The sequence below is a fragment of the Gluconacetobacter sacchari genome, from assembly GCF_014174255.1.
GTDB lineage: Bacteria > Pseudomonadota > Alphaproteobacteria > Acetobacterales > Acetobacteraceae > Gluconacetobacter > Gluconacetobacter sacchari.
Genome location: NZ_JABEQJ010000054.1, coordinates 1 through 10,803 on the forward strand (window position 1 = coordinate 1; position 10,803 = coordinate 10,803).

Annotated in this window: 8 protein-coding genes and 1 pseudogene; 8 read left to right on the forward strand and 1 reads right to left on the reverse strand. The window is 52.8% G+C overall.

Annotated features, from left to right (window positions below):
• Positions 1-267 precede the first annotated feature (267 nt).
• A pseudogene (locus tag HLH48_RS21880) lies at positions 268-704 on the forward strand (transposase); the annotation flags it as partial.
• A 170-nt stretch (positions 705-874) separates the two neighbouring features.
• On the opposite strand, the gene HLH48_RS23025 reads toward HLH48_RS21880, so the two are convergent.
• Positions 875-2,485, reverse strand: coding sequence for an ATP-binding cassette domain-containing protein (locus tag HLH48_RS23025; RefSeq protein ID WP_264812411.1), 1,611 nt, complete (start codon positions 2,483-2,485; stop codon positions 875-877).
• A gap of 712 nt (positions 2,486-3,197) precedes the next feature.
• Between HLH48_RS23025 and HLH48_RS21890 the strand changes: the two genes are divergently transcribed.
• The 7 genes from HLH48_RS21890 to HLH48_RS21915 all read left to right on the forward strand — a co-directional run bounded on the left by HLH48_RS21890 (position 3,198) and on the right by HLH48_RS21915 (position 10,790).
• Positions 3,198-3,704, forward strand: coding sequence for a tyrosine-type recombinase/integrase (locus tag HLH48_RS21890; protein WP_246387685.1), 507 nt, complete (start codon positions 3,198-3,200; stop codon positions 3,702-3,704).
• Entirely contained in the window at positions 3,701-3,835 is a 135-nt protein-coding gene (locus HLH48_RS23625; RefSeq protein WP_264812410.1) for a site-specific integrase, read from the forward strand. Before HLH48_RS21890 ends, HLH48_RS23625 begins: the two co-directional genes overlap by 4 nt.
• A 45-nt stretch (positions 3,836-3,880) precedes the next feature.
• Entirely contained in the window at positions 3,881-4,177 is a 297-nt protein-coding gene (locus tag HLH48_RS21895; RefSeq protein ID WP_182999583.1) for a type II toxin-antitoxin system Phd/YefM family antitoxin, read from the forward strand.
• Entirely contained in the window at positions 4,174-4,560 is a 387-nt protein-coding gene (locus HLH48_RS21900) for a type II toxin-antitoxin system VapC family toxin (RefSeq protein WP_182999584.1), read from the forward strand. The genes HLH48_RS21895 and HLH48_RS21900 overlap by 4 nt, the downstream gene beginning before the upstream one ends.
• Before the next feature lie 61 nt (positions 4,561-4,621).
• On the forward strand, positions 4,622-8,029 hold the full coding sequence (gene hsdR / locus HLH48_RS21905; RefSeq protein ID WP_182999585.1) for a type I restriction-modification system endonuclease: 3,408 nt from the start codon (positions 4,622-4,624) through the stop codon (positions 8,027-8,029).
• Positions 8,030-8,046: 17 nt separating this feature from the next.
• Positions 8,047-9,525: a class I SAM-dependent DNA methyltransferase gene (locus tag HLH48_RS21910; protein ID WP_182999586.1), complete on the forward strand. Its 1,479-nt coding sequence runs from the start codon at positions 8,047-8,049 to the stop codon at positions 9,523-9,525.
• On the forward strand, positions 9,522-10,790 hold the full coding sequence (locus tag HLH48_RS21915) for a restriction endonuclease subunit S (RefSeq protein WP_182999587.1): 1,269 nt from the start codon (positions 9,522-9,524) through the stop codon (positions 10,788-10,790). Before HLH48_RS21910 ends, HLH48_RS21915 begins: the two co-directional genes overlap by 4 nt.
• Positions 10,791-10,803: the final 13 nt, after the last annotated feature.

Consider the following 10,803-nt stretch of genomic DNA (forward strand, 5'->3'; position numbering starts at 1 on the left):
GCTCGATCATCTCATGCTGCGCAAGCAGAAGGTCGTTCTTCTCCGCATCGGTCAGTTCATGAAAAAGGGGCGGTGCCATTCGTAGGGTGAATCAAATTTCAGCACCCTCCGCAAGCCCTTCGCTGCCAACCCCGTGAGCAGTTACCTGGGTACTCTATCTGATGTGCCTGTCCATCCTGTCGGCGATGGCGGTCGCCCAGGCCGCCAGGTTCAGGGTCTGACTGTCTGACCGGAAATGAGTTGAGTGATTTCAGTATGTTATGATTCATGGGTTTGCGAGAACCTGATGAGATCAAAAGAGCCTGGACTGAAATCACCCGAACGCGGTATCGCCGGGACCACCTGGAGTATGTAAGCGACCTGAGCGATGCGGAATGGGCGCTGATTGCACTACTGATGCTCGAGAGGAAACGATTGGGAAGACCACGACGTACGGATTTGTGTCGCGTCATGGAGGCGATCCTCTCTATCGTCACCACGTGCTGCCAGTGGCGGCAATTGCAGCGTCACTTTCCTGCCTTCACGACCGTGCAGGGCTATTCTACCGTTGGATCCGCGAGGGACGATGGGACGCCATGAACCATAGTCTCGTGATCCTGTCGCGTGAGCAGGCCGGCCCTCGCGGTTATGACGCGGGTAAGAAGATCAAGGGACGCAAACGGCATATCCCGACCGACACGCTGGGTCATGTCGTAGCGGCTGTTAAAAAAGAAATAAAGATAAAAACATTATAATATTACTTAATGTAATTTTTCCGGGAAATTTTCATCTACATCCCTATTTTATTGTATACCACATATGGAAATAAAAATAAAAGCCTTCTTGATAAATATAAGAAAAGAATATCAAGACTAAAAAATAAATGACCTACGTATCATATTCTTAACATTGAAATAGTATTCTGCTCAAACGTTTCAAAATTCTCTCTTGCCACACTAAGATCTTTTTCATCAAGAGTCATTGCAACACGACCATTGGAAATTACAAGACCCATGTCACAGTTGGTAGCCAGAGTATTCAAATCATGCAGTGCTGTTATCAACGTCAAACCATCATCAACCATTGTACGCAAGGCGTGTCGCAGATCAAAAATAGCCACGGGATCAAGCCAATTAAAAGGTTCATCCAAAATAACAAGTGTCTGTCCCCCTATAAACGCCGTAGCAATAGCAATTCTCTGTCTCATCCCAGCCGAACAGTCGGCAATCCAACGATCCAACAGAGCATCTAATCCTAACGCCACGCGCAACGGACTTAATCGTGACCAAAGCCCATCCAGATTTTCGCCAACTAGTTTCAGTAATTCACCAGCCCGTAACGCACCTGGAAGCGTATCAGCGGGAGGGCAAAAGCCGATCCGATCAGCACGAGCCATTCGATCTGCAATCATCTCATTACCATCGATCCGACAAGATCCCTCAACAAAAGGCAACCTCCCCGCGATGGCCCGCAATAGCGTCGTCTTACCCGATCCATTAGCCCCAATCAGACCAAACCATGACCTTTCTGGAATTTCTGAAGTGATATTATGAACTATCCGTACAGCATTACGCTCTATCGATACGTTATTAAGTTGAATAATCGTTTTCATATAAGCATCCACCTCTGTTCCGTCGCACGACGATGCAAATACCAAAAAATAAAAATAGTGACAAATGGAAATATATAAAACACAAAAAACAAAGAAAATACAATAACGCAAAAAAAAAGCCGAAACAAGAATATCGGCAACTTTCTTTTCATATACGCTGTATAAAAATACTCTTAGGGTCATAAATATAATTACAGGAAATGAGGAAATAAACAAATCATATGATACAATATAATTAAAAAGACATCCAATTATTGATGATATTAATACAAAAATCAGGGCATATTTTGCTTGTCGTATAAAAATTCTCCAGGGTTTATACCCAGAAATTATCTGGAATCGTACTACATCTCTATCAACTCCAGTCAATAATAACGAAAATAACAGCGAAAGAAAACATGATACAACGTTTAATTCGTCATGAGGAAGAAAAAAATTCGTCAAAAAAAGAACAAATAACAACAAAAACAAAAAAATTCCTACTGCATACGGGGTAATTAATTTAGTTCTTAGAAAACGCTTATTTCTATGCTTATTCACCATTGATTCTGATATGATAATACCGTTTGCCTGATGAATGATTAAAGCACCCAAAAGATATCCAGGCAAACAGGCAACTAGCAAAGATGGTCGAGAAACAAGGGTCGTGGCAATTAACGCTGTCACGCCAAAAAAATGCCATGCCATTATATAATACCGACGCATCAACGAATTTTGAGTATCTTTCAAAAACAACCCATTGAATTCATGAAATAATAAGCGTTTCATAATTATACGACCGACAATTAAACCGAGAATAATACTCGCTGCCATACATATCTTCGCAGCATGAACCCATACTCGACCAGAAAATCCTAACCGCAAGGTAACTATCAGAACACCCAATAATACCACAGCAGTCAATCTATTATCCCAGCATATAAATATAGCCCGTATTGAGTTGCGAACAATTAAAAAATCATAACGAAACAAACGATTGGAAAAATATAAGTTATTTATTGACATAATGATATACCTATCATATTCACTTCAATACGATACAAAACCGATATTAATATATAGATATTCAATTTTTTATTTGTCCGGATTTTCAGGGCGCTATTTTAACTTTCCATAATTATCTTCCCAAAGAAACCCTGTTCACATTCTGTGTTCGTTCCTTCATTATCATCGTCTTTCCCGCCTCCCAGCAATCAACTCTCCGACGATAAAGGAAGCGATCCCCAGATCAACATCGGGCGTGGTTTGCGGACTGGCGGCTCGTGAGCCTGGATGGCAGCACGCTGGATGTGATCGATGAAGCCGGCAACGAAGCGGCATTCGGACGCCCCGGCGCCAGTCTTCACACCTCGTTGAAGGACGGCGGAAAACCGCGTCTGGACGCTCCAAAGCGGACTTTCCGTTCCCCCCTCCAATGAACTGCCTGTCCGCTCAAGGAACGTGGAGCGGACAGGCGGCAGACGCCCTCATCCCGGACGTAGGGCTCGGCAATCTGGGTTGCCGGAAGCGGACAGTCCGTGATTCACCGTGAACTGATGTTGTTTCCCTTCACGTGAGCGCATTCTCCGCTCGGCTGCATACAAGCAGCCTTTCTGGAGAACGTGTCATGGAACAAGGCATACGCTTCCCATCACCCAAACTGAAAACGCAAACGCCGTGGAATGCTGGCAAAATGGTCGGGGCCAAGCGGGCCCTGAAAGAAAAACACGTCTGGGCAATCCGCTTCTGGCTGGCCCATGAGGGCAGGATCCGTGATCGAGCACTGTTCGACCTTGCCCTCGACAGCAAGCTCCGAGGTTGCGATCTCGTGACGCTGCGCATTGGCGATATCGTTACCAGCGGTCAGATCCGGAGCCGCGCAATGATCGTGCAGCAGAAAACCAAACGTCCGGTGCAATTCGAAATTACGGAAACGACACGTGAAAGCGTCCGTGCGTGGCTGGAGCATCGCGGTGGCTCACTGCAGGATTTTATTTTTCCCAGCCGCCTGAGTGCGAAGGCACATCTTGGTACCCGGCAATATGCCCGTTTGCTGGACGAGTGGGTCGAAGCGGTTGGCCTGATCCCTGCGAATATGGGACGCATTCCATGCGCCGGACAAAAGTCGCGATGATCTATAAACGCACCGGTAACCTGCGTGCAGTGCAAATCCTGCTGGGTCATACCAAGCTGGACAGCACGGTTCGATATCTGGGTGTCGATGTTGAGGATGCCCTCGCCTTATCAGAGGCGACAGATCTGTGACGTCTCCTGCGTTTGTCACTTGCTCTCTCCCTATGTGTACATGATATGATGACACATAGGGAGAATCACATGAGCGAACAGCTTTCCGGTAGCCAGAGCGCGCCACTGAAAATCGGGGTGCGGGAGTTCCGTGGCAACCTGACCGCTTACCTTCGCCAAGCACGGCAAGGCAGTACGATCCTGGTCACATCCCACGATGAGATCGTGGCCGAACTGCGCCCGCCATCCCCGTCCTATCGCCCCCGTCGGCAGCCGGGTGGGCTTCGCGGGCGTATCAAGCTGAGTGATGATTTTGATGAGACGCCGCAGGACATGCTCGACAGCATGGACGGGGCCCTGTGAAGGTTCTGCTCGATACACATGCATTGCTATGGTGGTTGTCAGATTCCGAGAAACTGGGACCTGCGGCACGAGAGATCATTGCAGATCCGGCCCATGACATTCTGGTTAGCGTTGTCTCTCTGTGGGAAATCGCGATCAAAATTCGGATTGGGAAACTGGGTGCAGATCTCAACGAGATCACTGATGCCATTCCAGCAGAAGGTTTCACGCTTCTGCCGATTACCCCCGAGCACCTGAAAGTCCTGATGGGGCTGCCCATGCATCACCGTGACCCCTTTGATCATCTGTTGATAGCCCAGAGTATGAATGAGCAGGCTTCGTTCCTGTCAGAAGATGGTAACATATCCCATTATGCAGTCACCCTCATCCGGTGCTCGGTTTGACTATCCCGACATTATGACGGAGATTATTTTTGCAGATGGGATCGCGAAAAAGGTCTGACGGATGAAGGAATTAGCGGATCAGTCAGGTAATTTCGCCTTTCTGGCAAAAGCTGCGCCGGAACTGACCAGGTTAGGTAAACTCGCCGAACATTTCTTCCTTCTCGATGCGCCGACATCTCTCATCAAGACCCGGCAGTTCGCGGAACTGACAGCTAAGGATATCGCCGCTAGACATGGCGAGCTGCCCGACACGCATGCTACTTTTGACGACGTGCTTCGCGCCCTTCAGAGGCGCGGGTTATTGCAACGTCAGATTGCCGACCTATTTTTCCACATCAAACGCGTCGGTAATACAGCCGTCCATGAAAACGCAGGCACACGTTCTGAAGCGCTCGAAGCGCTTAAAATGGCCCGGCTGATCGGTATCTGGTTCCATCAGGTTTACAATCAGGCCCCCAATTTCCGCGCCGGACCTTTCGTCCCGCCACAGCCTCCGGAAGACGCGACACCGGCGCTGCGTGAGGAAATCGAAGCCCTGCGCAAGGCCGTCTCCGACAGCGCGGACGCCGAAGCCAAGGCCCGTATGGCCGCGCAGGAAGCTATCGCCGCGCAGGCAACCCTCCAGGAGCGCGCGGCCAGGGAAGCTGAAGACCGCGCATTCTGGGAAAACTATGCCGCCGAAGCTGACCGGGAACGCCAGACAGCCGAACGCACTCTGGCACAGGTGCAGGCTCAGGCCGTCGCCTCACCTGTGGCAGAACTTTCGGATCTGGCGCAGATGGCCGATCAGAAAGCGCAGGAACTGGAGATCGACGAGGCCACCACGCGGGTGCTCATCGACGCGCAGCTTCGTGCCGCAGGCTGGGAAGCGGACAGCAGGACACTCCGCCATGCCAGAGGAACGCTTCCCGAAGCCGGACGGGCGATTGCCATCGCAGAATGGCCGACCGAAAGCGGTCGCGTCGATTATGCGCTCTTTATTGACGGTCAGGCTGTCGGCGTCATCGAAGCCAAGCGTTCCATCAGGAACGTGGCTGGACGCCTTGGACAATCCAAACGCTACGGTCAGGATATCATCCTGGCTCCCGAACAAAAACTGACTTTCACCCCATCAGACGATGCCACGGCGTTTCGTGTTCCGTTCGTATTCGTGACCAACGGCCGTCCCTATTTTAAGAGACTGGAGGCCCTCTCCGGCATCTGGTTCTGGGACGCACGCACCGGCGAACCACCCCGCGCCCTGATGGACTGGTTTTCCCCGCGTGATCTGACTGCACGGCTGGAACAGAAACTCAATCCCGCCGCTCTGGCGCAGACGGACCGCCAGCTTGGCGTGACGGGATTGCGTGATTACCAGATTGAAGCGGTTCATGCTGTCGAGGCGGCCATCGCTAATGGGCAGCGTCGCCTTCTCATCGCCATGGCGACCGGAACCGGAAAAACCCGCCTCGCCATCGCGCTGATGTACGAGCTTCTCCGCGCCCAGCGGTTCCGGCGCATCCTGTTTCTGGTCGACCGGAAAGCCCTCGGTATCCAGACGCTGGATTCCATGAGCAATACCGAAACCGCCAGCCTGCTCAAATTCGATAAGATTTTTCCGATTGCCGGAATGGACAAGGCGATCCCCGACCTTGAGGACCGGGTTCAGGTTTCCACTGTACAGGCCATGATCCGCCGTCTCTTTGATAACCCGGACGGTCAGCACCCGACACCGGGCAGCTACGATCTCATCATCGTCGATGAGGCACATCGTGGTTATGTGCTGGATGCCGAATTACGGGATGACGATCTGGGTTTCCGCAATCTGGACGATTACCTCTCCGCCTATCGGCGTGTCCTCGATTATTTCGACGCCACCCAGATCGCCCTGACGGCAACGCCAGCCCTGCATACAAGAGAGATTTTCGGCGCACCGGTCTTTCATTACAGCTATCGTCAGGCCGTCATCGCGGGACATCTTATCGACCATCGCCCGCCACGTCGCATCACGACAGCCCTCAGCCAGACGGGCATTCACTTTGACGCAGGCGAGGAAGTCGCCGTCGTGGACTCCCGCACCAATCAGGTCGATCTCTTCGATCTTGAAGACGAAGTTGATTTCGAAGTCGCCGAGTTCAACAAGAAGGTTCACACAGAACCCTTCAACCACGCAGTGGCCACCGCCGTCGCGTTGGAATGCCCGCCGGACAAGCCCGGCAAGACGCTGATCTTCGCGGCCCGCGACACGCATGCCGATATTCTGGTCAAGGCGCTGCGTCAGGCGTTAAACGAAGAATACGGTCCCCAGCCGCATGACATGGTCGAGAAGATCACCGGTGAGGTCGATCGCCCGAATGACCGGATCAAGGTCTTCCGCAGTGACCCTCGTCCAAAATACGTCGTCACCGTCGATCTGTTGACCACGGGGATCGACATCCCCTCCATCGTCAATCTCGTCTTCGTGCGCCGCGTCAACAGCCGTATCCTGTATGACCAGATGATTGGACGCGCCACACGTCGATGCGATGAGATCGGCAAGGAATATTTCCGCATTTTCGATGCGGTCGATATTTACGCCAACCTGCAAACCGTCACCGACATGAAGCCGGTGGTGGTCAATCCCTCACTCAGCTTCGCGACTCTTCTTGGTGATCTGAACCGCGCCATCACGGATGAAGACCGCGCCTGGGTCCGCGATCAGATCGTCGTCAAACTGCGCCAGCGCGTCCGTCACATCGACCCCGAATACGCCGCACCACTTGAAGCCGTGCTCGGCCCCCTGACCGCCCTGCCCGATCGGCTCCGTGACGCGCTACCATCGGCAACAGCGGAACTGTTCACACGGCATCCGTCCCTCGCGACCATCCTCGACCACGCGGGCAGCCACCCACGTCCGAACGGTGTCTATATCTCGGAGCACGAAGACGAACTTGTCTCCATTACCGATACCTTCGGCAAACAGGCCAGCCCCGCCGATTACATCGAAAGTTTCGAGGCTTACATCCGCGCCAACATGAACGCGCTTCCCTCCTTGATCGCGGCAACACAGAAACCGCGTGACCTCACGCGGCAGGACCTCAAGGATCTTGCCACCGCACTGGATGAACATGGTTTCTCCGAAGCCAGCCTCCGTCGCGCCTACGGCACCGCTCGCAACGCCGACATCGCCGCGCACATTCTCGGTTTCGTCCGGCAGGCGGCTCTTGGCGATCCACTGGTGCCCTACGCAACCCGCGTAGAAAACGGCGTGCAGAAGATCCTTGGGTCCCGGAACTGGACACCCAGACAGACACAATGGCTGAACCGTATCGGCCGTGCCCTGAAAGACCAGCCCGTGGGCGATCCGGCCCTGCTGTCCGACCCGCTGTTTGCACAGCAGGGCGGATTTGACGTGATCAACCAGACCTTTGATTCTGGCCTTGGTGATGTATTGAAGGATCTCAATGCCGCCATCTGGTCCGACGGATCAGAAGGAGGCCGAGCCGCGTAACAGGAAGTGTCTGACGTATGAATCCCGCTGCTGATCTGGTGAACAAGCTCTGGCGCCTTTGCGCCCTGCTCCGCAAGGATGGCGTTACCTACCAGCAATACGTCACGGAACTGACCTATCTGCTCTTTCTGAAAATGGCGTCCGAGCAGAAGGACGAGACGCGCATTCCCGCGAAGTACCGCTGGAAAACCCTGAAAAGCGCGAACGAGACCGAAGTTCTCAAACTCTATCGGCAAGCCCTGATCGACCTCGGGGACGGGGAAAAGGTTTCTGACCGCGCCATCGTCTCCATCTTCCAGAACGCCGCGACCATCGTGCGCGATCCGGCGAACCTGCGAAAACTGATTAATGCGATTGATGAACTGCACTGGTTCACCGAAGAGCGGGATTCCTTCGGCGATGCCTATGAAGGCCTGCTCCAGCGTATGGCGGAGGAAACCAAACGTGGAGCCGGTCAGTATTTCACCCCCCGCGCGCTGATCGACGTCATGGTCCGTCTGATGCAACCGGAAGCCGGCGAGATCATCGAAGACCCGGCCTGCGGCACCGGCGGCTTCCTGATTGCCGCCAATCTGCACATGAAAGCCGAAACGGACGATTACTTCACCCTGTCTCCCAAACAGCAGGCCTTCCAGCTTCAGGATGCGTTGCGCGGCGTCGAGAACGTCCCCGACACCTATCGCCTGCTGCTGATGAACCTCTATCTGCACAGCATTGACCCGAACAACGTCCTGCTCGGCGACACGCTCAGTCCGACCGGCGCACGGGCTCAGTTCAAAAATGTCGATCTGATCCTGACCAACCCCCCTTTCGGTCCCGCAGGTGGGCCGCCGACACGCGACGATCTGACAATCACCTCGGCCGTCTCCTCCTACCAGCTTCCCTTCGTGGAACACTGCATCCGCGCCCTGAAGCCAGGCGGTCGTGCCGCCGTCATCGTGCCGGACAACGTGCTGTTCGATGATGGGCGCGGCAAGGCCCTGCGCAAAATGCTGATGAACTGGTGTGACCTGCACACGATTTTGCGCCTTCCCGTCGGGATCTTCTACGCGCAGGGCGTTAAAACCAACGTGCTGTTCTTCACCCGTTCGGAAGATGAAGCGCTGCTTGAGGATGCGACAAAAGCCGTCTGGATCTACGATGCCCGCTCTGGCGCACCGTCCTACGGCAAGACCAACCCTTTCCGCACCAGCGATCTGGATGATTTCGTCAAAGCCTTCGGCTCAGACCGCAATGGACGTGCGAAACGCAAGGATCAGGGCGCGGAAGGTCGTTTCCGTCGCTTCACACGCGAGGACATCGCGGCAAGAGGCGACAATCTTGATATCACCTGGCTGAAAGACACCACCGATCAGGCCGAAGACGGGCTGGAAACGCCGGAGGATATCGCCGCGGCTATCGAAGGCCATCTGAAATCGGCGCTGGAAGAGATCGCGGCGTTGATGACGGAGATTGAAGGGGATGCGGTGGATATCGGCGCGGAGATAGTAGAATGATGTTGCCGCAGGGATGGGTTGAGACGCAATTAGAGGCCATCTGCCATTCTATTAATTATGGATGCACATCTACCTCGGACGCAAAACGGGGCGATATCAGGTATATAAGAATAACAGACATCCAAGATAATGATGTCGAATGGAACAATGTTCCTTATTTAGTGACACTACCTAAAGATATAGAGAAATACGAATTAAATAAAGGAGATTTGGTTTTCGCAAGAACCGGCGCTACTGTTGGAAAGTCGCATTTATTCGATACTCTGCCATACAGGAGCGTATTTGCATCCTATTTAATACGCGTGAGGTGTAATGAAAAATTCTTGTGTCCTACTTATGCAAAATGGTTCTTCCAGTCACCTCAATACTGGAAGCAAATAAATGACGGAGCAGAAGGCACGGGACAACCGAATTTCAATGGGACAAAATTAGCGCACCTTGTTGTTCCACTTCCCCCTCTCGCCGAACAACGCCGCATCGTCGCCAAACTGGACAGCCTGACCGCCCGCATCGCCCGCGCCCGGGCAGAGTTGGAGCGCGCAAGGAAGAACGCCGAGCACATCAGAATTGCTACGCTAGGGAGAGCGTTTCATTGGAATGAAGCTGACCTGCCGCGTGGATGGACCCGTAAGAAAATCGGGGAAATCGGGGACGTTCAACTCGGGCGTCAGCGGTCACCAAAGGATCACGTTGGCCCGCATATGCGCCCTTACGTAAGATCAGCCAATATCACTTGGGATGGCTGGGATCTTTCCGATGTAAAGGAAATGAATTTTTCTCCTGCTGAATTTGAGACCTTCAAACTTCAGCCAGGAGATGTTCTGTTGAATGAAGGTTCCGGTAGCCCTTCAGAAGTCGGTAAACCTGCAATCTGGAATGGTGAAATAGAAAATGTATGCTTTCAAAACACTGTTTTGAGAGTCCGGTCCGACGCCTTTTTCCCGGAACTACTGCGCTACGTCTTGCTTTTTCTTGCCCGTACAGGCGCATTCATCAAAAACACTCAGGGCGTAAATATCATTCACATTGGGAAAGCAGGTCTTTCCCGCACCTATATTCCGGTCCCACCTATTACCAAACAGCCTGAGATTCTCAAAGAAATTCAGACAAGCTTCGATGCAGCCAATCGCCTACAGCGCGAGGCCGACCGGTGCCTAACTCTCCTAACCCATCTTATTCACGGCATTGAGTATTTTGGGTGGATTTTTCTGCTTTTGTGGTTTGGGCGCGCGGGATCGCACCGGGTTGAGGCGGTGTCATTTTGAAACGGTGCGTGGT

Excerpts from the sequence above, each read along its gene's own strand:
- HLH48_RS21890 (WP_246387685.1), top strand. The coding sequence starts at position 3,198 with ATGGAACAAGGCATACGCTTCCCATCACCCAAACTGAAAACGCAAACG.
- HLH48_RS23625 (WP_264812410.1), top strand. The coding sequence starts at position 3,701 with ATGATCTATAAACGCACCGGTAACCTGCGTGCAGTGCAAATCCTGCTG.
- HLH48_RS21895 (WP_182999583.1), top strand. The coding sequence starts at position 3,881 with ATGATGACACATAGGGAGAATCACATGAGCGAACAGCTTTCCGGTAGC.
- hsdR (WP_182999585.1), top strand. The coding sequence starts at position 4,622 with ATGAAGGAATTAGCGGATCAGTCAGGTAATTTCGCCTTTCTGGCAAAA.
- HLH48_RS21910 (WP_182999586.1), top strand. The coding sequence starts at position 8,047 with ATGAATCCCGCTGCTGATCTGGTGAACAAGCTCTGGCGCCTTTGCGCC.
- HLH48_RS21915 (WP_182999587.1), top strand. The coding sequence starts at position 9,522 with ATGATGTTGCCGCAGGGATGGGTTGAGACGCAATTAGAGGCCATCTGC.